The sequence below is a fragment of the Nocardia speluncae NBRC 108251 genome (genome assembly GCF_001613245.1).
Lineage (GTDB): Bacteria > Actinomycetota > Actinomycetes > Mycobacteriales > Mycobacteriaceae > Nocardia > Nocardia speluncae.
In genome coordinates this window covers 1-20,618 of sequence record NZ_BDBZ01000048.1, presented here as the reverse complement: position 1 = coordinate 20,618, position 20,618 = coordinate 1, and the positions used below count along the sequence as shown (strand labels likewise).

At 67.9% G+C, this 20,618-nt stretch carries 16 protein-coding genes; 8 read left to right on the top strand and 8 right to left on the bottom strand.

The window, feature by feature from the left end:
• Positions 1-264 precede the first annotated feature (264 nt).
• Positions 265-621, top strand: coding sequence for a hypothetical protein (locus NS6_RS32195; RefSeq protein ID WP_068049976.1), 357 nt, complete (start codon positions 265-267; stop codon positions 619-621).
• A 138-nt stretch (positions 622-759) separates the two neighbouring features.
• Positions 760-2,892 carry a recombinase family protein gene (locus NS6_RS34435; RefSeq protein ID WP_084471651.1) on the top strand — a complete coding sequence of 711 codons (2,133 nt, stop codon included), beginning with the start codon at positions 760-762 and terminating at the stop codon, positions 2,890-2,892.
• Here NS6_RS34435 and NS6_RS32175 read toward each other — a convergent pair.
• The 6 genes from NS6_RS32175 to NS6_RS32155 form a co-directional block, all read right to left on the bottom strand.
• Positions 2,784-4,058: a tyrosine-type recombinase/integrase gene (locus NS6_RS32175; RefSeq protein WP_068049972.1), complete on the bottom strand. Its 1,275-nt coding sequence runs from the start codon at positions 4,056-4,058 to the stop codon at positions 2,784-2,786. The genes NS6_RS34435 and NS6_RS32175 overlap by 109 nt on opposite strands.
• A gap of 52 nt (positions 4,059-4,110) precedes the next feature.
• Positions 4,111-4,377, bottom strand: a complete 267-nt coding sequence (locus NS6_RS34430; RefSeq protein ID WP_084471649.1) for a helix-turn-helix domain-containing protein — start codon at positions 4,375-4,377, stop codon at positions 4,111-4,113.
• Between the two features lie 164 nt (positions 4,378-4,541).
• Positions 4,542-7,454: a PrgI family protein gene (locus tag NS6_RS32170; RefSeq protein WP_068049970.1), complete on the bottom strand. Its 2,913-nt coding sequence runs from the start codon at positions 7,452-7,454 to the stop codon at positions 4,542-4,544.
• On the bottom strand, positions 7,451-9,328 hold the full coding sequence (locus tag NS6_RS32165) for a TrbL/VirB6 family protein (protein WP_157113065.1): 1,878 nt from the start codon (positions 9,326-9,328) through the stop codon (positions 7,451-7,453). The genes NS6_RS32170 and NS6_RS32165 overlap by 4 nt, the downstream gene beginning before the upstream one ends.
• A 2-nt stretch (positions 9,329-9,330) precedes the next feature.
• Positions 9,331-9,732 (bottom strand): pilin, encoded by a 402-nt coding sequence (locus NS6_RS32160; protein ID WP_068049966.1) that lies wholly within the window; start codon positions 9,730-9,732, stop codon positions 9,331-9,333.
• Complete coding sequence (locus NS6_RS32155) at positions 9,729-10,628, bottom strand: hypothetical protein (protein WP_157113064.1); 900 nt, start codon at positions 10,626-10,628, stop codon at positions 9,729-9,731. Before NS6_RS32155 ends, NS6_RS32160 begins: the two co-directional genes overlap by 4 nt.
• A 447-nt stretch (positions 10,629-11,075) precedes the next feature.
• On the opposite strand from NS6_RS32155, the gene NS6_RS32150 reads away from it, so the two are divergent.
• The 6 genes from NS6_RS32150 (at position 11,076) to NS6_RS32125 (ending at position 18,898) form a co-directional block, all read left to right on the top strand.
• On the top strand, positions 11,076-11,741 hold the full coding sequence (locus NS6_RS32150) for a hypothetical protein (RefSeq protein ID WP_157113063.1): 666 nt from the start codon (positions 11,076-11,078) through the stop codon (positions 11,739-11,741).
• 53 nt (positions 11,742-11,794) lie between these two features.
• Positions 11,795-12,802, top strand: coding sequence for a TRM11 family SAM-dependent methyltransferase (locus tag NS6_RS32145; protein WP_084471647.1), 1,008 nt, complete (start codon positions 11,795-11,797; stop codon positions 12,800-12,802).
• Positions 12,799-15,336 (top strand): type IV secretory system conjugative DNA transfer family protein, encoded by a 2,538-nt coding sequence (locus NS6_RS32140; protein ID WP_084471645.1) that lies wholly within the window; start codon positions 12,799-12,801, stop codon positions 15,334-15,336. The genes NS6_RS32145 and NS6_RS32140 overlap by 4 nt, the downstream gene beginning before the upstream one ends.
• A gap of 39 nt (positions 15,337-15,375) precedes the next feature.
• Positions 15,376-16,401 carry a replication-relaxation family protein gene (locus tag NS6_RS32135; protein ID WP_068049959.1) on the top strand — a complete coding sequence of 342 codons (1,026 nt, stop codon included), beginning with the start codon at positions 15,376-15,378 and terminating at the stop codon, positions 16,399-16,401.
• A 7-nt stretch (positions 16,402-16,408) separates the two neighbouring features.
• Entirely contained in the window at positions 16,409-17,416 is a 1,008-nt protein-coding gene (locus tag NS6_RS32130) for a C40 family peptidase (protein WP_068049957.1), read from the top strand.
• A 114-nt stretch (positions 17,417-17,530) separates the two neighbouring features.
• Complete coding sequence (locus tag NS6_RS32125) at positions 17,531-18,898, top strand: cutinase family protein (protein ID WP_068049954.1); 1,368 nt, start codon at positions 17,531-17,533, stop codon at positions 18,896-18,898.
• 85 nt (positions 18,899-18,983) lie between these two features.
• Here NS6_RS32125 and NS6_RS32120 read toward each other — a convergent pair whose 3' ends face one another.
• Positions 18,984-19,436 (bottom strand): hypothetical protein, encoded by a 453-nt coding sequence (locus NS6_RS32120; protein WP_068049952.1) that lies wholly within the window; start codon positions 19,434-19,436, stop codon positions 18,984-18,986.
• A gap of 94 nt (positions 19,437-19,530) precedes the next feature.
• The gene (locus tag NS6_RS32115; RefSeq protein ID WP_068049950.1) at positions 19,531-20,391 is read right to left on the bottom strand and encodes a hypothetical protein; all 861 of its coding nucleotides are present in this window, start codon (positions 20,389-20,391) and stop codon (positions 19,531-19,533) included.
• Positions 20,392-20,618 lie beyond the last annotated feature (227 nt).

Here is a 20,618-nt window from a genome sequence, read left to right as displayed (position 1 = left end):
GCCTGGCCACGCCTACGGTTGCCGCTCAAGGCCGCAACCATCACACAGCCCTGCGGACCCGCGCCGAGGTGTGCTTCGATCGCCGCGACGCAGGGCCTCCGGGCATGCCACTACGTCGAATCCGGCCGTTCCACCGGCCGTCGGTGGAGTGGTTTACGGGGGTTGGTGTGTCCAATCCGGGGCCGAAAACGAGGAGTTACCCGTAGAGGCCGCCTCGGCACCGCCTTGGTGCCGGTGGACAGATCTGGACACTGGAGGACCACCGTGAACCGACCCGACCCCCATATCGGAGTGAACCTGCCATCGGGGCACGACCCGATCGACTCGTCGACCGAAGCCGCTGTCGAGCCCGTGCCTGCGGAAACCGATGAGCCACGCCCGGATAAGCATCCGGCCGGTCGGGTCGAACATCGGGATAGCCAGGCGAAGCCACGGGCGCAGCGCGTTTCTGTACGTGACACCCGCCGAGACCCGCCCGATACCCGCAAGCTTGCCCGCCTGCTGTCCAGCCTCTTGACCACGGCAGAAGAGTCACGCAATGAAGACGCGGCACAACCTCCGAAGAATTCATCAATCCTGGATGAAACTACAGAATTCAACTCCAACAAAAAGGCCGCCTGAAATCCCCCGATTCACAAATTTGATAGATCTCGAATTAACGACCACAGAATTAAGGACCACAAGGAATATAACACCCTCTGTCGAATCATAATAATATCGATCGCGAAAATACCGTGACGTCGAGAATAAGGAATCTCCATGGTGAGCGCGTACGTAGGCCCGGGGAACGATGCGGATGACGACTTGGCATCCGAACTCCCATCACTGCCAGCACCTTTGAAGGCGGGCGACCGTGCTGTCATCTACCTACGTGTCTCATCGCCGGGGCAGTTCAAGACAGACTACGACCCGGAAGGCATATCGATTCCCGCTCAACGTGTCGCCTGCCAGAACAAGGCAAATCAACTCGGCCTGACCATCGTCGACGAATACATCGAGCCTGGCCGGAGTGCGACCGAAATGTCGAAACGAGTCGAGTTCCAAAAACTGCTCGCTCGAATTCGAAACCATCAAGACGTCGACTACGTCATCGTCTACAAACTGTCTCGTATGGCCCGAAACCGGTTCGACGACGCCATCGTCATGGCCGACCTCCGCAAGCGAAACGTCACCCTGGTCTCCGCCACTGAATCCATCGACGACTCGCCGGTCGGCCAGCTCATGCACGGCATCCTCGCCACCTTCAACGAGTACCAGTCCCGCGAGTCCGGCGCCGACATCTCCTACAAGATGGGCCAGAAAGCCCGCAACGGCGGCACACTCGGCCGCGCCCGGCTCGGGTACCTCAACATCTTCGACCGATTCGACGGCCGCGAGATCCGCACCATCGGCGTCGACCCCGAACGCGCACCGCTCGTCCAGCTCGCGTTCCAGCTGTACGCCACCGGCGACTACACCCTCGACGAACTATCCGAGGAACTCTACGACCGCGGACTGCGCACCCGACCGACCCACCGCCACCCCGCCCAACGAGTATCCAAAAACAAGCTCTCGACGATGCTGCGCGACCGCTACTACCTCGGCTACGTCATCTACAAGGGCGAGGAGATGCAGGGCCGACACGAGCCGCTGATCGACGAGAACCTCTTCGACAACGTCCAAGAGATCCTCGAATCCCGGACCAACGCCCACGAACGCCGACGCGTCCACCACCACTACCTCAAAGGGTCACTGTTCTGCGGACGCTGCCAGCGGACCGGGACCGTCGGGCGGATGATCATCCAGCGAACAACCAACCGACACGGCAACGAATACCTCTACTTCTTCTGCCGCAACAAACAGAAGGGCACCTGCAACGCGCCACACATCAACGTCGCCCTTGTCGAAGACGCCGTCGAGGCGCACTACGCGACGATCCGATTCCGCAGCGACTTCATCACCAGCATCCGCAACCAGATCGCCGAAGCCATCAACGCTCAAGAGACCGCCGACCGACTCCTCCAGAAACAACTGACCACCGAACTGCAGGCACTCGACGCCCAGGAAGAGAACCTCATCGACCTGGCAGCCGACGCCACCCTTCCGCAGCCCAAGATCAAAGCCAAACTCCGCGACATCGCCCACCAACGGCGACGACTGACCGAACGCCTGGCAACAACGACCGAAGACCTGTCATCCAGCGCCCGACTCATCGACGCCGCGCTCACACTGCTGGAGAACCCCCAAGAACTGTATCGCCGCTGCAACGAACACCAGCGCCGCCTGTTCAATCAGGCAATCTTCCAACAGCTCTACATCGACGACGAGCAGATCAACGGCCACCGCCTGCACGAACCCTTCGGACAGCTACACGCCGCCCAACGGGCACAAGCAGGAACATGCGGCGCAACCCGGCACAAGACAAGCCGGGATGCTCCTGAATCAGGCAACTCCCGAATGAAGGGAGGAGTAGGGGTCCTACTCCAGGGCGTTCATTCAGCCCCGGGTTCTAGTAGTGACCCTATGGTGGAGCTAAGGGGACTCGAACCCCTGACCCCCACGCAGGGGTTCCAAACGCCTCGTGGTTCCCATCGCTTCCCGAAACACCCCGTGAACTGCGGAAACGCGTCGGCAGTCCGTCCCGTCGCTTCCCGTTGGTTCCCATGGTTTCCCGTTCAAAGCGGGGGGTTAGTGCGGGGGCAGTCAAGTTTGCACGGTCCCTGGCGACGTGTGTCCTGGGCCCCGCGGCGCTGTGGGGCCCCTGCCGCGCTGCATGCCGGGCGTTGGGGCATCGTGCGGGTGTCCTACCAATCCTGGTTCCCAGGGTTGTCCTGGGCGGTGCCGGAGACGGCTGGTGCTAGCCGGTTGAGAACGGCGGTGGAATCGGGGGCCAGCGCGGGTTGGTCGATGTAGTGCTGTTCGGTGGTGGAACTGTTGCGGTGTCCGGCCTGCCGCTTGGCCTGTTCGGCTCCGAACTGTTCGGCCACAGCGGTCAGATTCGTCTTGCGGTAGGTCTTCGGGGTGATCCAGGCGTAGGTCGTGCCGCGTGCTGCGCGCCAGGTGCGGCCGAAATTATGAGGGTCGCGCCAGCCGCCGCGCCGCGACGGAAAGAGTGGAGCTTCGTCGTCGGGATCCCAGTCATCGGCACCGAGTGCCCGCAGGGTCTCGATCGTGAATCTCGGCAGCACGACGGTGCGGTACCCGGCATCGGTCTTGGTCCACTCCTGCCGGTACAGCCCGACTCCGGTCACACGGACGATGGTGCCGCTGATGGTCATCTCCCACGGGGTCGCGGATCTGTCGATGTCGCAGCGACGGAACGCGAGGCATTCTCCCGGGCGCGCCCCGGTTCCCAGGAGTATGTCGGCGGCGTTGAGGATGTCGGGATCGCGTGCCGGGCCGCTTGTGTAGGCGGGCGTGCCGGGGATCGCTTCACCGGCGAGCCAGGTTTCGAGCTGGGCGCGTAGACCGTTGCGGGTGGTCTCGTCCATCGCTTTGGGTTTCGTCTTCTTGCGTTTGATTTTGCCGACTTCGCGCATGGGGTTCTCGCGAATCGCTCCGTGACGGACGGCCAGGCTCATCATGCCGGTCAGGATGATCTTGTGGGATTGGGCTTTGCGGGTGTGCCCGTTCTTCTGGATCATCTTCAGGTGAGCGTCCAGGTAGGAGGTGTCGGCCTCGAACAGCCGCACGCCGCTCATCGCCGTTTTGATCTTCACGGTGTCTTTTCGGGCACGCGGGTCATCGGAGGGTTCTATCTCTTCCCGATACCATTGCAGGGTTTGCGGGAGCGTTGTCTCGTCGAGTGCCATTTCCTCGAGCCAGAGGTCTGCCAGTTCAGGAATCAGCGTGTTCCGGGTGACGGTACCGTTTCGCTGACGCCCCTCCGACTTGATCCGTTCCTGAACGACTTCTTTGAGGCGGTTCTCTGCGCCGGTTTTGCTGGTTCCCCATCCTTCGACCCGGACGGTTTCTCCACTGTAGGCGCGGTATCGGGCCCGTGCCCGGAATTGCCGTAGCCCCAGTTTCGTGCAGGTGATATTGCCGTATGTTCCTATTGCCAACGCTTGCCGAGGCATATCTCTAGCACCTTTCCCATTCTGTCTATCTACGATCCGAATCCGGTCGGGTTCACGCACTTTCCCCGAGTTCGAGCTGCGCTTCCTCCCAGGCGAGGAGGTCACTGAATCGGTATCTCCGATATCTGCCCATTCGAGCAAAGCGAGGACCTTTTCCGAGTGAGGCCCAGTTCGCGAGGGTTTTCTCAGGGATTTTAAGTCGCCGAGACACTTCCTCCGTGCTGAGCCAGTAGTCCGCCGCCGAATTCTGAATATTTCCGTTTTCCGGCGACGGGTCTATATTCACGCTCGATATCGCCGCTGGGTCAAGCGGTGCCATTGAGTTTCTTTTAGATCTGCGGCTATTTCCACTGTTTCCGAATTTGCGCACGGTATCGTCCGGGTGTTTTGCCCGGCGTGGAACGACCGCTCCGCCCGCCTGGATCGACCCGCCCGCCGCTGCTTTCGACGCGGCCGGGTCGCCGGCCGACTTGCGTGCGGGGGTCATCGCTGAGGGGCCTTTCGCTGCTCAGTTGCCTTCATGCCAGGGCTCGGAGGCATCGGGACCGCTGCCGCGCCGAGATCGACGTCGGAATCCGTCTCATGGCCGTTCATGGCGAGTTCGCTGGGATCGGTGGTGATCAGAGCGTTCTCGGTCGGTGAGGCCAGCGATGCGAATACCGCGCGGTCGGTGCCGCCGACCGCGAGCAGTCCGCTGCCGCGGGCGGCGGAGAGCAGAAACTGTTGCTCGCCCTCGGAGAGCCGGAACGCCGCGGCTACCTCGTTGATGGCTTGGGGTGCTTGGCGGAGCAGGATCTGGGTGGCGGCGTTGGAGACGATCGCGCGTCCGAGTTCGGTGGACAGGACATCGGCGCTGTCCTGGGTGGCGATGGTGAGCCCGGCCCAGTGTTTGCGGAAGCTCTTCGCCGCCTTGAACAGGAACTGGGCTCCGGCGGGTTGGCGCATGAGCAGCCATGCTTCGTCGACGGTGATCATGCGGGGCCGCCGGTCGGCCGGGTTGGAGACCCGCCGCCAGGTCACGTCGAGGACAAGCAGAGTGCCGATGGTTTTGAGTTCCTCGGGAAGCTCCCGCAGTGAGAACACCACCAGCCCGCCTTCGGGATTGGTGGTGGTGGGTCCGTCGAGCAGCCCGGCATAGGCTCCGGCGCCGGCGTAGGGCGCGAGTCCATCGGCGATCTCGCCGGCCACTGGTGTATCGAGGCGGGCCAGGTGCTCGCGCAGGCCGCTCAGGGTCGGGGCGGGGTGGGCCCAGGTGGCGGGGTCGTCGGTGATTCCGGCGTCGGTGTAGGTGGCCGTCAGGGCGATGTCGAGGACTGCTCGCTGGGCGGGGTTCTGGTCGCCGAGCAGGACCGTGATGAGGGTGTGCAGGAACAGTTTGCGGCGGGTGAGAGCGTCGGCGGGGGCGCTGCGGCTGCCTTCGGGGCGGGTGTGGATTTCCAGGTCGAAGGGGTTGAGTCGCTGCCCTTCGGCGCCGAGGCGCAGGTGGGTGCCGCCGACCGCGTGGGCGAGGCGGCGGTATTCGTCTTCGGGGTCGATGACGATTTGTTCGATCCCGCGATAGAGCGAACGCAGGATCTCGGTCTTGACCAGATACGACTTGCCTGCGCCGCTGCGGCCCAGGACGACCAGGTTGTGGTTGTGGGCCTCGGGGGCGAAGCGGTCCACGAAAAGCAGCCCCGATGCGGCGTCGCGGCCGTAGAACACGCCCTGGGGCCGCTCGGCTTGTGATGGGTCGGGGGCGGGTAGTTGTGGGGAGTCGAAGGGGAACGCCGCGGCGAGGGCTGTGGTGTCGAAGGTGCGCCGCACCCGGATCAGGTCCAGGCCCAGGGGCAAAGTGGTGACCCAGGCTTGAGCGGCGCGGTAGGCCAGCGTGCAGGTGTCCACGAGCAGGCTCGCCGCCAGCGCGCGGACCGCGGCGAGTTCGTCGGCGAGTTCGGCTTCGGTGTCGGCGTGGACAGTGAGGTAGATCCCCACCCGGAACAACCGTGCTTCAGCGCGTGCCACACGCGCCGACAGCTCGGCGGCGTCCTCGACCGCGACATCGACCTGCGGATCCGACAGCCGGCCCCGGCCCGCATCATGCATGCGGGAAGACTCCAGACGCGCGAGCTGACGACGCAACCGGGTAGCGGCAGTCACAGGATCGACAGGGTCGATGTGCACAGCAACCTCGACCCGACCGGGATGGGTCAGCAGCGGCGCGAGCCAGCCGGCCGCAACTTCCCTCGGATATCCGGTGACCGCGAGGGTGGCGGCCCAGTCCCCGCCGATCTCCAGGTGCCGGGTGCCGATCGTCAACGACTCGGGCGCGAACCCGACCGCCTCCGGCCCGGCGAACGGGTCCGGCACCCCGGCATCGCCCGATCCGGCGGCGGTGACGACGGCTGCCGCAGCCGAGACGTCAATGGCAGCGGATACGAGGCCCTCGGGATTGCAGCAACTGCGCAGGACCGCGCTGGCCTGGAGTTCATCAAGGGCGGTGACGGTCACGCCCAGCGGAGACAGGACATCGGCGGCCTCGTTGAGCCGACGCAGCAGCCGCGACTCCGCGCCGCGACGCGCGGCGGCCGACACGGCACGCCGGGACCGGTTTCGCCTGAGCAGGCTGGCCCGCGGCGAGGTGGTGGCGGGCTGGTTGAGTGGTTCGCGCCAGACGAGCAGCACTTGGCGGCGGGCCAGGTACTCCCCCGCGGCGAGGTCACTCAGATGCGCGGCGTGGTCGGCCGCGGCGGCGGCGAGCTCCGGCGACATGTCGCGGGCGGCGGCGTGCAGGCCGGTGAGGTGGGTGGTGAGGTCGAGGCGGGCCGAGCGGATCAGGATCTGGACGGGCTGGCGCAGGGTGTGCAGCCAGCCCGCGAGCTGCCCGACGAGGCTGTCCTGCTCGGCCGGGGTCCGCAACGACAGGTTCAGGGTGCCCGCGACCGCGACGACAACCAGCCCATCGGATCCGAGATCGACTACCCCGACGCCAGTACTGCCGGGGGTCACCGTCTCCGGTAGCCGCTGCCCCTGAGTCGATAGCGCCGCCGGGCGCGGCGGACGGGGCCGGGCCCGCTTGGCGCGGTCGGTGATCCACCTCGGCGCCGCGAGCCCTGTTGCCTCAGTGCCGGTCACGAGGTGGCGGGATAGGAGGCGGTGCCGGATCGCGGCGACCAGCAGCAGGTCGGCCGACAGCCCGTCGCGGCGGGTCGAGATGACGACGGTGACCACGACCGCGATCGGAGTAACGGCGACCAGGAACACCGCAGGTGCGAGGACGGCCCGCGTAGCGATCCACGCCGAATACATCAACAGGGTGGTGGTGGCGAGAACAGCGATCTGGCGGGCGGTGAATGGTCCGACGATGCGGTCGCTGCGGTCGACGTCAGCGGGTATTCGGACGATACTGCTACTCATCGACGTGTTCCTCCTCGGGGAGCGCGCGGCGCGCGGCGGCGCACGGGCAGGTCGGGCATCGGCAGATGCAGTTGCCGTCCGGTCGAACGCACCGGCGCGGGTGGTTGGGGTGTGACAGGTGGCGGTGGCGCGGGTTTGACTCGGATCACCGGGAACGGCAGCGGGTACTGACCGCCACGCCCGGGACGGTCCCGTGCGTAAGGATCAACCGGAGCCGGTTCGGCGAAATCGAAGGTGAGCTGTTCGGGTCGACGCCGAGGAGCCGCTCGCGCCGCTGGAGGTTGCGGCGGTATTGGTGGTGAGGGCCGTACTCGGCGTACCGGGATCGGCAGCGGGTACTGGCCGCCGCGCCCGGGTCGGATTCCCCGATACGGGTCGGGCTCGGTGAAGTCGAACGCGAGTTGCCGCCCACGCGGTGAGCGGGCCGGGCGGGGCGGAGCCGTCGTGGTGGAGGCGGGTGGGGCCGGGCTTGGTTGCCGCTGCCCTCGACGCACACCGTCGAGGGGGAGCATGAGTTGCCCGTCGCGTGTCGAGCGCACCCGCGCATACGGGTCCGGGGGCGCCGACGGAGCAGCGGGCCGTCCCTGCCACAACCGGGGCTGGGACAGCCGGGCCGGAGTGGCCGCAGTGCCGCGCCCGCTACCGGACGAGCCGCCTTTGAGCAGGCCGTAGGTTTTGTAGGCGATGAAGCCGCGGGCCAGCGAGCCGATCATGCTGCGTCCGCCGCTGGGGCCGATGCGCATGCTCGACAGGAGCCAGAACGGGACCTTGATCAGCACGGCGATCAACGCGAGCCCGATGATCAAGCTGACCAGTCCGTCGGCGTTGGGGCCGAAGAACTCCCAGCCGCCAGGGGTGAGGAACACCCGCAGCGAGGTGATCAGCACCAGGGACTGCACCACCTGGATGGCCAGGCACGCGGCGAACGAGCGCCACCACCACCGCGCCACCGCATCCAGGCCCGGTAGGACGTGGCACATCAACGCCAGCGGGGCGGCGACGACCAAGATGATGGTGATCGCCACCCGCACCACGTAGGTGATCAGCAGCAGCACCAGCAGAACCACGAGCGCGAGTTCGAGGAGCAGCATGAATATCCCGGGCCCCGCCGCCGGGCTCACCAGGCCCCGGACTGCGGTGATGGTGGCGAGTTCCCGCAGCGCGGCGCCGGCGGAACCGGGGTTGAGGCCGTCTCCGGCGAGGCCGGTGGCGAGGGCGTTGGCGAAGTGGATCGCCTGAGAGGCGATGAGCAGGCTCGTTGCCCCTGCGAGGAACCCGGCCACGATCCGCGGCGCGAGATCCTGTATCGAGTATCGGGTTTGCAGGGTTTCGCGGACCATCAGCAAGATCCCGGCTGCCATCACCAGCAGCCCGTAGATCGCGAGCATTGCCTGCCACGACGAATCCCATAATTCACCGACCCGAGGGAGATCCCCCGGTTCCGGAGTCGTCAGCAGGGTTTGGGAGAGCAGATCCAGAAGCGGGTTGAGCGCGGATTCGACCAGCCGCTGGAAGAACCCGTCTATCGCGTTGTCCACGCATCCGGAGATGTTGCTGACCCCGCACTCGGCAGCATCGGGCTCCGAACCCGGCGAGCCTGGATCGCCCGGCACGGGTGAGGTCGGGCTTGTCGGGACGGTGGTCGTGGACGGGGGTGGCTCCACCCACCTCGTCCGCGGCGGGGTAGTGGTCGGTGCGGGCGTGCTGGGAGTAGGGGTCACCGGGACGGTCGGTGTCGCTGGCTGCGCGGCGGCATCGACTGTGCCGGCGAAGGTGATCAGTACCGCCACGAACGCGGCGGCTGCGATAGCCGCCGCGGCGTCCAGGGCTTGTGATGGCCTCGGCGCAGGTCGTTTCTGGGATGGGGCGTTCATTGTCAGGCCCCGACGATGGATTTGAGGACGGTGACGATCACCGGTGCCAGCATCGCCAGCGCGTAGCCCAGGCACGCGGCACGGAAGGCGGTCTTGGCCTTCTCAGTCTCGGCGGGATCACCCGCGCCGATCAGATAGCGGGCGCCGGCCACGGTCAAACACACCGTTGCCAGCGCGGCGAGGATGCCGATCAACCAGGTGCGGATGTTGTCGAGCACCTGATCCAGCGACGACGCGATCGCCAGCACCTGTGGCTCTGGCGGTGCGGCCGATGCAGACCCGGCCACCATCACCAGTAGCACCGCCGCCGTGCACAGGGTTACCAGGACCGTCAGCCACTTCCGCACGTGTGGGTGTTCTGTGGGGCGAGCCGGTGATGCCTCGAGGTCGGGGAGCCGATTCATGCGGCCACCTCCCCGTGCCCGGTGGTGGAGCGTCGGGGTGCCGACGAGGTCAACCGCGACCGGCGATCTTGCTGCGGCGCGGTCCCGATGCGGCGTGGCGGCGCATGGGTTTCCGAGATGCTGGTGGGTCCGGGGTCGTCGTGGGTGTGTTCGGTGAGCCAGGCCAGTAGTGCGTGTTCGGCGCGGCGGCGTCGTTTGCGCAGGGCCCACACCGACTGTTCGCGTTCGGCGGCCAGCGATGTCAGCGAGCGGCGTTCCCACCGCGAGACCGCGATCAACTGCGCCGCTGACTCGCTGATCACCCCGGCGGCGACGGCCGCGGCGAGGACGGTCTCGGGGTGGCCGGGCTGCGACACCATCACCCGCGCCTGCTCCCCGACCGGGCCGAGGTCACGGCCGAGGTCGGCGAGCGGCACTACGACCGGCTCCTGCTGGTCTGCCGCGGCGGCGGCGCGGTAGGCGGCCCACCGCAACCGGAGCAACACCCACGGCCGCGCCAGCTCGACCCGACTCAGGTAGCCGAAGAACCCGGCCAGGATCTCGGACTCGATGTCATGGCGGCGGGAGCTGTGGGGCGGGGCGAACACGCTCGCTGTCTTGGCCAGCATCGGTTCGGCCAGGCACGCGCACACCAGCGTCGCGTCGCCTCCGTGCGCGCGGGAGCGCTCGACCAGCCACACCCAGATCGCGTCGACCTCGGCGATCGGCACGGCCGGGTCCCGCAACCGCTCCCGCAACCCGCCCCACGACTCGACCGGACTCCCAGTGACCTCCAGTCGCAGATCGTCGGGCACCGGCTGTGCGGCAATCCGATCGAAACTCGACCGCACCACCGCCAGCGGTGAAGGACCCGGACCGCCCGATCCCGGGTATTCGATCAATCCTGAATTCGTCACGATCAACTCCTGCTCGGTGGAAATCAATTCCGACCTCACAAGGACACAGAACGACCACATCCAAATCGCACCGAAACCACATCCAAACCACCCCCAAACAACACCCGGACCACACCCGACTCCTATCCGGGACCGATCAGCGAACCTCAGGCATCCGCCGGAACCCTCCTCGTTTCACATCGGCATACATCGCTTCTACCAGCACATGTGTATGAGCGGGTGTGGTTTGGGGGTGGTTTGGGTGTCTTCCGGATGTCACCGGAAACCGTCCTGGCGAACAGCCGAAAATTCTTTCAGAAATATTTTCTGCGGCCTTTCCGAAAAGGGTGAACGGTCGACGATCTCGCCTGTCGATAGTTTTTCTCAATTGGTTGATCGGTGTCCCGATAGGGGCTCTTTGACGGCAGTAGATAAGTAGACAGTTCTCTCTCACCGTCAGGAGACGCGATGACCGCGAATTCCCCCCAGTCCCGCCGCCCCCGGTCGGCCACCTCGCCCACGACCGGCAGGGTCCGGGTTCCCTCGACCTTGTGGGCGCTCGGCACAGGCCCCCTCGATCTAGAGGATCGCTGGCCCAGGCCGGTGTTGTCCCGGGCGATCGGGGAGTTTTCTTCCCCTGGTTCGCGGGTGATGTTGATCGGCTGGCCCGCCCCCACCACCCGAGGCGCCCTCCGGATATTCGAGCCGGACACCGCAGCGGCGCTCGCAGCGATTCGAAACCTGGACCGGCACAGCACCGACGCCCCCGACCACACCACCGGCACCGGTGAGCCGGTCGACCTCGTTATCGCCAGCCTGCTGGCCGACCACATCGATTCGGCGAGGGCCGCCGAGCACGTCACCGCGCTCGCGACCGAGGTGATGGCGATGGGTGCGCTGCTGGTGGTGTTCAGCCGCTGCCGTCACAGCAACAGCGGAGTCCTGCTCGATCCGGTTGGCTCGGTCGTGGCCGCTGCCCAGGCCGCCGATCTGCTCTACCTCCAGCACATCATCGCCGCCCCGGTCACCGGCCACACCATCACCGCGCCCGCCGAGGGGGACGGGTCCGGCATTCCGCGGCACACCGTCGCCCATACCGACGTGCTCGTTTTCCTCCAGCCCGAACACGGCTGACCCCCGCCCGGCTCGACATCTCGCAGACCACTCGATCAGTGAAGGGCTACTCGATGACTCCGGAACCGACCACCCCCGCCTACACCGATGCCACCACCGCACCCGCCAGCTCCGTCGATGCGCCGGTGTCGGTGTGGGCGACGGCTCAGAACGCGCCCGCCGCGCAGCGGCGGGGCCGTTATCACCCCGACAGCACTGCGCACCCGGCGAAGATGTTCCCCGCGATCGTGCAACACGCCGTCGAAACCTACACCCGCCCCGGCGGGCTCGTCCTGGACCCCATGTGCGGGATCGGCACCACCCTCGTCGAATCGCTGCACCTGGGCCGTCGTGCGGTGGGTGTGGAGTACGAAGCCCGATGGGCGCAGCTGGCGTGCACCAACATCGGTCTGGCACGCGAGGCGGGCATCGATCTCGACGGCGAGGTCTACCACGGCGATGCCCGCAAACTCACCACGCTGATCCCGCAGGAGTCGCGGGGGCAGGTGGATCTGGTGATCACCTCCCCGCCCTACGGTGACTCCCTGCACGGCCACGTCCGCGCCAACGGCAAAGCCCCCGTGGTCAAATCGAACCACCGCTACGGCGCGGTGCTCGACCGCGGCAACCTCGCCAACGTCGGAATCGGCCGGCTGCTGTCCGGATTCACGAAAATCCTCGCCGGTGCTGCCGAATACCTCGCCCCGGGCGGGCATGTCGTGATCACCGCGCGGCCGTGGCGCCAGCACGCGGAGTTGGTGAACCTGCCCGCCCATTTGTTCACCTGCGGCGAGCTGGCCGGGCTCGTCCCGGTCGAACGGTGCGTCGCGCTGCTGGGGCGGCTGTCCGACGGTGAACTCGTCGCGCGCAGCAGCTTCTTCCAGAGGGATTTCGTCGTCAAGCAGAGGACCGCCGGGCTGCCGATCCACCTCATAGCGCATGAGGATGTGGTGGTTCTGCGCAAACCGGACGCCGCTGCCACCTCGGCCGAAAACCGCAGGGCGCGTCCACGATTCCTCTCCAATACTACCCCGGTCCCGGGAGCGAGCGGTAATGCCGAGCCGGGATCGGCGGCGGCGTGAGCGCCACCATCGCGAGCCCTGAGCAGGGGTGGCTGGGCCGGGCGCTGCTCGCGCCCGGCACGACACTGCGTGATCTGGCCGAGATGGTCGAACATGGGCTCGGATCGGCGGCCGGGACCATTTCGGTATTGAGCGTTCTGGGCGCGCTCGCCGCGGTGGGAGTTCTGCGGCGGGGGCGGCGGCGCCGGCTAGGCGCGCGTGCTCGCCAGATCACCGTGCTCACTCCACCTGAAGTCGACGCCAAAGGCGCGCTGGCCTTCTGGGCTCATCTGATCGGCCAACTGCGCCCGTCCTGGGCGCGGATGCTGTTCGGGCAGCCGCATCTCGGGTTCGAGTACACCGTGACCCCGGAGGAGGGGGCCGCGATCCGGGTCTGGGTCCCCGGGGCGGTCCCGCCGGGGTTGGTCGAACGCGCGGTCGCGTCGGCCTGGCCCGGCGCGCACACCGACACCCACCAGCCCGCCCGACCCCCGCTGCCGAACCCGATCGGAGGCAGTACTCGGGTCGTGGCCGGAGGCGAGTTGCGGTTGGGCCGCCGCGAAGGGCTGCCGCTGCGCACCGACTACGACGGCGATCTCGTACGCAACCTGATCACTGCCGCCGACGATCTCGGCCCCGGCCAGGCCGCGTGTGTGCAGATCCTCGCGCGCCCGGTCACCGGCCGCCGCGTTGCTCGCGCGATGCATGCCGCCGCGAGTACCGGTGCCCGGCCGAGCGTGCTGGCCGGGTTGATGCGTGAGGTGCTGAACCTGCTGACTCCCGGCCCGGTCACCACTCGGGCCTCTCGGGCCGGAGCCGGAAGTGAGAGGCCGGGCGGCGATCGACAGATGGTGATGGAGTACTCCGCTGCCGCCCGCGCAGCAGCAGCCAAGGCCCGGGGAGCGCACTGGGAAACCGTTGTCCGCTACGCAGCCTCGATTCCGGTCTCCGATGAGCCCGACGACACGAACCCGAGGGCGCAGGCGCGGGCGGCGGCGCGCGGGCGCGCCGACGCCCTGGCCACAGTGTTCGGGGCGTGCACCGATCACAACTACTACCGGCGGCGGCACCGCCTCCGCGTCGCGACGCTGATCCAGCAGAGGCGGCTGGGACGCGGGGATGTGTTGTCGGTGCCCGAGCTGGCGACGATCGCGCATCTGCCCACCGAGACCGGGCTTCCGGGCCTGCAACGCGCCGGAGCCCGCGCCCTGTCTCCCGCCCCGGAGATTCCGGTCGGTGGGGAGTACACGAAACCGCTGGGCCTGGCTGATACCGGCACTCGTCGTCCGGTTGCGGTGAAGATCTCCGATGCTCGCCACCACCTGCATATCCTCGGGCCGACCGGTGTCGGCAAATCGACTCTGCTGGCGCGCACGATCCTCGATGATGCCGAGGCCGGGCGCGGGGTGATCGTTGTCGACCCCAAGGGCGACCTCGTCACCGATGTGTTGTCGCGGTTGCCGGCGCGCCTGGGTGAGCGGGTGGTGCTCTTCGATGCCGACTCGACGGCTCCGCCACCGTGCGTGAATCCCCTCGATATCGGGAGGATCGGGCGGGCGGGTATGGATCTGGCGGTCGACAACCTTGTCACCGTGTTCCACCGGATCTTCCACCAGTGGTGGGGGCCACGCAGCGACGACATCATGCGGGCGAGCCTGCTGACCCTGTGTGCCCAGCCCGGCACCGCCACCCTGGCCGATCTGCCCCGCCTGCTCATCGAGCCGGCCTTCCGTGCCCGTGTCACCCGCACCACCAAGGACCCAGTCCTGCGTGGGTTCTGGGATAGCTACGAACAACTGTCCGACACCGGCCGCGCCCAGCTCACCGGCCCCTTGTTGAACAAGCTGCGCGCGTTCCTGTTGCGGCCGTTCGTCCGCGCGGCCATCGCGGGTGGACCGTCCACGGTCGAGTTCGCCGACATCCTCGATGAGGGCGGGATCTGCCTGGCGAGACTACCGAAAGGCTCGCTCGGGGAGGAGACCAGCCGCCTGGTCGGGTCCCTGCTCGTGGCCCGCACCTGGCAGGCCGTCACCGCCCGCGCCCGTATCCCTTCCGCCGACCGGCCCGACGCCGCCCTGGTGCTCGATGAGGCACAGAACTTCCTCAACCTGTCGACGCCGATCGAGGACATGCTCGCCGAAGCCCGCGGCCTTCGGCTGTCGCTGCTGCTGGCGCATCAGAACTTGAGTCAGTTGTCGCGGGAGCTGCGTGACGGGATCTCGGCCAATGCCCGCAACAAGATCGTGTTCGCCGTCAGCCCCGACGACGCCCGCGACCTCGCCCGCCATACCGAGCCCTGGTTGTCCGAGCACGACCTGTCCCACCTCGACGCTTTCCATGCCGCCGCCCGTCTGCTGGTCGACGGCCGCAATGCCCGCCCGTTCACCCTCACTACCCGCCCGCTGGACCCGCCGATCCCGGGGCGTGCCCGGGAGATCGCCGCCGCAGCCCGCGCCCACCTGACCACACCGGCACTCCCCGAGCCCGGTCCCGGGCCGGTCCTCGACCGTGGCCAGCGGCCGGACCCCGCACGGCGCGACCCTCGCCAGCCCTAGCCACGCGACCCGAATCCTCCGAGAAAGGTTGCTGCACTCATGCTCTCCCGACCCGACCGGCAAGCAGATCAACGCAAGCCGCGGCCCGAGCTCCGCCCCGCGCGGCCCAGGGCCGTCGACACCACCGCCCTGGTGGCACGGCTGACCGAGCGCGACCGCTGGATCCTGCGGATGCTGCACGAGCACCGTGTCCTGACCACCAATCAGCTCGCCGCGCTCGCCTTCCCCAGCGCCATCATCGCGTTGCGTCGCCTGAACCGCCTGCACCGCTACGGCGTCCTGGAACGGTTCCGGCCCCTACGCACCCGGGGCAGCGCACCGATGCACTGGGTGCTGGCACCAGTCGGCGCGACCGTGCTCGCCGCCGAAGCCGGCATCAGCGTGCGCGAGCTCGGCTACAGCCACCAGCGCACCCTCGCCATCGCCCACAGCCTGCAATTGACCCACACCCTCGGCGTCAGCGACTGGTTCACCGCACTCACCGCCCACGCACCCCATGACGACCGCGGCCAACAAGCCCGCCTACAGGCGTGGTGGTCACAGACCCGCTGCCAGCGCCTATGGGGCGACCTCGCACGACCCGACGCCTACGGCCGCTACACCCACCCCACGGCAACCCTCGATTTCTTCCTCGAATACGACCTCGCCTCCACGACCTTGACCCGGGTCGCGGCCAAACTGCACGGCTACAGCGAACTGGCCCGCACCACCGGAGTCACCACCCCGGTCCTGCTATGGGTACCGACCACGCTGCGGGAAGCAAACGCCCGTGAGGCCCTGCGACGTACCTGGCACCGGCTGCCCGACCCCGACGCCGTTCCCGTGGCCACCGCTGCCGCTGAACTCCTCTCCTCCAGCCCCGAAGCCAGTCCCGCCGACCAGGTGTGGCTACCACTGGACAGCGACGCCGAGCGCCTGCGGCTACACGAACTCACGACCGTGTGGCCCGCATGCACCCCACCCGCCGTCGTCGATGCTCATAGCGGGCAGACCTGGGCACCGGCGGGCGGGCTGATCATCCTCGACCCACCACCACCGATACCACCGCGCTCCGAATTCTGGTGAGGCACCGATGCTGGTCAAGGCACTCGGCGCGGGCTGCGCGGCGGTCGTGTTCTTCGTGGTCGTGATCGCGGCCGTGGTCACCACGGTCGCCGTGTTCGACCAGTCGCTGTCTGCTACTGCCCCGCCGACCTCGACCGGCACCGGTTCTGCCCCGAGTCCAGAAGCTCGCCAGGATATCCCGGCGGAGATGCTGGTGCTGTATCAGGCTGCGGCCGAAATTTGTTCGGGGCTGGACTGGTCGGTGCTCGCCGCGATCGGCAAGATCGAAACCGACCACGGCCGCTCACCCCTGCCCGGAGTGACCTCGGGCGAGAACGTTTCCGGCGCCGGCGGGCCGATGCAGTTCCTCGCACCGACCTTCGACTCCGTCATCGCCCGGCATCGGCTGCCCGCCGGTGGCGCGAGCCCACCCTCGCGCTACAACCCCTCCGACGCGATCCACGCCGCCGCGTTCTACCTGTGCGACTCCGGCGCACCCGGCGACCTGCGCGCGGCGATCTTTGCCTACAACCACGCCGACTGGTACGTCGACCAAGTCCTCGACCAAGCCGCCCGCTACCGCGCCCCCGAGCCCCCCGACGGCGGCGACTGCGACCCTCGGCTGGCCACGAACCACGCTGCCGCGCAGGTGATTTTGTTCGCCTGCGCCCAGCTCGGCCAACCGTATGTGTGGGGCGGCAACGGGCCCGACGTCAACGGCGGCTGGGACTGCTCCGGACTCACCCAAGCCGCCTACCGCTCCGCCGGAATCTCCCTTCCCCGCACCACCTACGACCAAGTCCACACCGGTACCACCGTCTCCGAGGGTGAACTCGCGCCCGGTGACCTCCTCTTCTATGGCACCGCCGCCGACGTCCACCACGTCGGCATCTACCTCGGCGGCGGGGAAATGATCCACGCACCCACCTTCGATCAGCCCGTCCAGATCTCGCCCTACCGGTGGCCCGACTACTACACGGCCACTCGCCCGGCCAGCGGCTCGCCCACCCACGCCGACTCCCGCGCCGCGCCCTGACCCAGCGCAACGGAACTCGCTACCCGTGCACCACTCGCCCTTCGAACTCGCGTGGCTGAAACCGACTCGACCGTCACCAACCCCGCCGCCCGCCACCCGACAAGGAGATCGCCCATGCGCCCCCACCCGACCCACCACCGACCTGCCCGCGCCCGCCGCCGCGCCGCCCACACGGCACTGTGTGCCGCCATCGCCGCCACCACGGTCTGCGGGGCCGGTGCCGCCACCGCAGACCCGCCACCCGGGCCCGCCGCCGCGGACTGCCCACGCTGGACCGCGCTGCTGGTACCAGGCACGTTCGAAACAGCCCCGCCAACTGATCAGGCACCGCCGGTGGGCGTGCTCACCACGGTCGCCGAATCGCTGACCACCCGCTACCGCAGCGACATCGGCGTCCGTACTCTCCTCCGCACCACCGAGGCCACCAGCGAGCAAGCTCTCGCCGCGGCGCTGTCGACATTGTGCTCGCAGACGCGAGTAGTCCTGGCCGGTAATGCCGAAGGCGCCGCAGTCGTCGGTGACCTCGCCGCGGCAATCGGGAACAACCACGGCCCGCTGTCGGCCTCACAGGTGGTGGCAGTAGGGCTCGTCTCCGACCCTCATCGCGACCCGAGCACACCCCAGTTGGGCGGCCCCGTTGCCGGCTCGGGGGTCGCGGGCCCTCGCCCGCAAGACTTCGGTGAGCTCACCGACCGAATCCGCACCCTGTGCCCCGAGAAAGACCGCTACTGCTCGACCTTCTCTCAAGAATCACCCGCGCTCGACGCCGTCGTACGCGCCCTCACCGCGCCTCCGGGACAGGCCCCCACTACGACAGCTCCAGCCACGGCATGGCCCTCGACGGGAGAGCTGACCGTCTCTCGAGTTCTCGCACAGGTGGTTACCGTGGTGAACGGGCTATCCATGTTCGCCGCGAACGTGCCCGCCATTGTCGCCGATCTCGCTGAACTACCCGCCCTGCTTGGTAGAGGTGATGTTCCTAGGCTGCACCGGGTCGCCGGGGACCTGAACAACCAGTTCGCCCCGCTGGTCGCGATGGCCGACGGTATCGACCTGCGGCTCGTGGCTCATGCGCTGGCACTGGCCGCGCCACTAGACACCACCGGCATAGCAGCCATCGCCTCCGAGGTCGTCGGGGTCCTCGCCGGTCTCGATATCGCCCGCATCGCCACCACCATTGGCCGCGCCCAGGAGATCGCATGGAACGCGGCCGAGATACTGATCGCCGGGGATCCCGTCGGCGCAGTGCTGGCGCTGTCGGGGCTGGCGCCGATCGCCGCCGACCTGCTTGCCGCTACCGCTTCAGCGTTCACCGGCACCCAGTTCCCCTCGCTCGCCCAGACCTACACTGCCACCACGGGCACGGGCACGGGTGATCCTGCCCATCAGGATGGCGACACGGCCGTATCCACCGGCCACGACACCGCCGCTGCCGCGCTGCTGGCGAACTGGCTCACTCAGATGATCGACGCCACAACCTAGACCCGCACACCGCCATCCAGACAACGAAACGGCCGGTGGGCCGAGCAGATGCTCGGCCCACCGGCCGTTTCGGAGTGTAGGCGGGCTAGGAGATCAGCGGCGATACCGCAGGCGGTGTTTGCGCGGCCGGGTCAGCGGTGATCGGCAACCGCCACGTCGGCACCAAGCTCAGCACCTCGACCGCATCGTCCCCCTCCCCGTCCATAGCGCTGTCGGTGGCCGGGAGCGGGGCCACGGTAGCGACCGCGCGGGCGGCGCTGTCGGGGTCGGTGTAGGTGATCCCGGCCAGCGGCCCCGTGGTGATCCGCACAGCGGCGGTCCCGGTGTGATACACGGCGTCAGTACGCATCCGGCGGTAGGAGACGAACACCGGCAACCAGGCGGCCGGGCCCGCCGATTCGGACGGGGCGGTGAGGTGGCGGACGGCCTCAGCCGTGACTGCCAGCCACAATTCCAGGCTGTCGGCCGCGTGCGGGGAGCAGGCGAACACGCGGTGCAGGGCCGCTGCGACATCGGCGGGAACAGAGACGTTGTACATGATCGGGGAAACCCTTTCAGACGAGATAAATTGGAGTGCGGTGACGGGTTCCCCGGAGATAGGTGCTCCGGGGGACCCGGCTCCGCCACGCATGTCAGGCGGAGGCGAGCGCGAATCGCTTGGGGGCCGTGCTGGTCTGGTGAGCGGTGCCGCCCTTGGTGAGGGTGACCAGCGCGTTGTGGACCGCGCCACTGGAACGGTTGAGGGCCTTACCGATCTGGTGCGGGCTGAAATCCTTGCCCGGGTTATCCCGCAGGAAATCCTCGACCTGCCCCCGCAACGCACCCGAACGCAGCCGAGGGGCCGACTCCGGCTGCGCCGCTGCCGCATCATCGCCCCCGTCCGGGTTGGCCGGGACCGGGTCGGTGTCAACGTCGCCCGTGGGACCCGCTACAGCCGTGGCTGCCCGCCCGGGATCGGCGGGTGCGGGGTCATCGGGCGCGCAGGAATCGGCGTTTGTCGTGTCCATCTCGGCGGGTACGGCCGGTTCGGGAGCCGCTGGTTCGGGAGCCGCTGGTTCGGGAGCCGCTGGTTCGGGAGCCGCTGGTTCGGGAGCGGCCGGTTGGGAGTCCGCCGGTTCGGGGTCCGCCGGTTCGGGGTCCGCCAGTTCGGGGTCCGCTGGTTCGGGCGCGGTAGCGGGTTCGACAGTGGTCCATGTTTTGGCCGCGCGGGGCGATTCTGGGTCACTGTGGGAACGGGCAGCCCCGGCGGTTTCCCAGTTCAACAGCACGCGGCGGGCGGTCGACAGCCCGACCCCGGCCACGTCGGCCAGTGCGGCCGTGGTGGAACCGGGGTGGGTGCCCAGCACGGCCCACAACACCGTGTCGGTGTCGTTGCGCAGCACGGGCACACCGGCGGCCGATCCGTTGTCCGGTGCGGCAGCTGCGGTGTCAGGGGCCGGGTCGGGTGTGCCCGATGCTGGGCGCGCGGTGGTGTTTTTCTTATGTGTGGACATGACAGATCCCTCCAACAATGTGGTTCGGGTGAATACGGGTCATGTCCCGGCCGGGACGGCAACCACACCGGATCGGGGCCGAAATCCCCCGGGGTTTCGGCGTGGGCGCCGCTCCTATGGACGCTCGATACCCGGGCCGCTGTCAAGCGGATCGTGAAAAGAAACCCCGCGACCCGAATTCTTCTCGTCGGATTCCGTAATACCTTCGGTACGAGAGGAATCGGACT

What these genes read in the sequence shown, in the direction of transcription:
- NS6_RS34435 (WP_084471651.1), top strand. Translation starts at nt 760, where the DNA reads ATGGTGAGCGCGTACGTAGGCCCGGGGAACGATGCGGATGACGACTTG.
- NS6_RS32175 (WP_068049972.1), bottom strand. Translation starts at nt 4,058, where the DNA reads ATGCCTCGGCAAGCGTTGGCAATAGGAACATACGGCAATATCACCTGC.
- NS6_RS34430 (WP_084471649.1), bottom strand. Translation starts at nt 4,377, where the DNA reads ATGGCACCGCTTGACCCAGCGGCGATATCGAGCGTGAATATAGACCCG.
- NS6_RS32170 (WP_068049970.1), bottom strand. Translation starts at nt 7,454, where the DNA reads ATGAGTAGCAGTATCGTCCGAATACCCGCTGACGTCGACCGCAGCGAC.
- NS6_RS32165 (WP_157113065.1), bottom strand. Translation starts at nt 9,328, where the DNA reads ATGAACGCCCCATCCCAGAAACGACCTGCGCCGAGGCCATCACAAGCC.
- NS6_RS32160 (WP_068049966.1), bottom strand. Translation starts at nt 9,732, where the DNA reads ATGAATCGGCTCCCCGACCTCGAGGCATCACCGGCTCGCCCCACAGAA.
- NS6_RS32150 (WP_157113063.1), top strand. Translation starts at nt 11,076, where the DNA reads ATGACCGCGAATTCCCCCCAGTCCCGCCGCCCCCGGTCGGCCACCTCG.
- NS6_RS32145 (WP_084471647.1), top strand. Translation starts at nt 11,795, where the DNA reads ATGACTCCGGAACCGACCACCCCCGCCTACACCGATGCCACCACCGCA.
- NS6_RS32135 (WP_068049959.1), top strand. Translation starts at nt 15,376, where the DNA reads ATGCTCTCCCGACCCGACCGGCAAGCAGATCAACGCAAGCCGCGGCCC.
- NS6_RS32130 (WP_068049957.1), top strand. Translation starts at nt 16,409, where the DNA reads ATGCTGGTCAAGGCACTCGGCGCGGGCTGCGCGGCGGTCGTGTTCTTC.
- NS6_RS32125 (WP_068049954.1), top strand. Translation starts at nt 17,531, where the DNA reads ATGCGCCCCCACCCGACCCACCACCGACCTGCCCGCGCCCGCCGCCGC.
- NS6_RS32120 (WP_068049952.1), bottom strand. Translation starts at nt 19,436, where the DNA reads ATGTACAACGTCTCTGTTCCCGCCGATGTCGCAGCGGCCCTGCACCGC.
- NS6_RS32115 (WP_068049950.1), bottom strand. Translation starts at nt 20,391, where the DNA reads ATGTCCACACATAAGAAAAACACCACCGCGCGCCCAGCATCGGGCACA.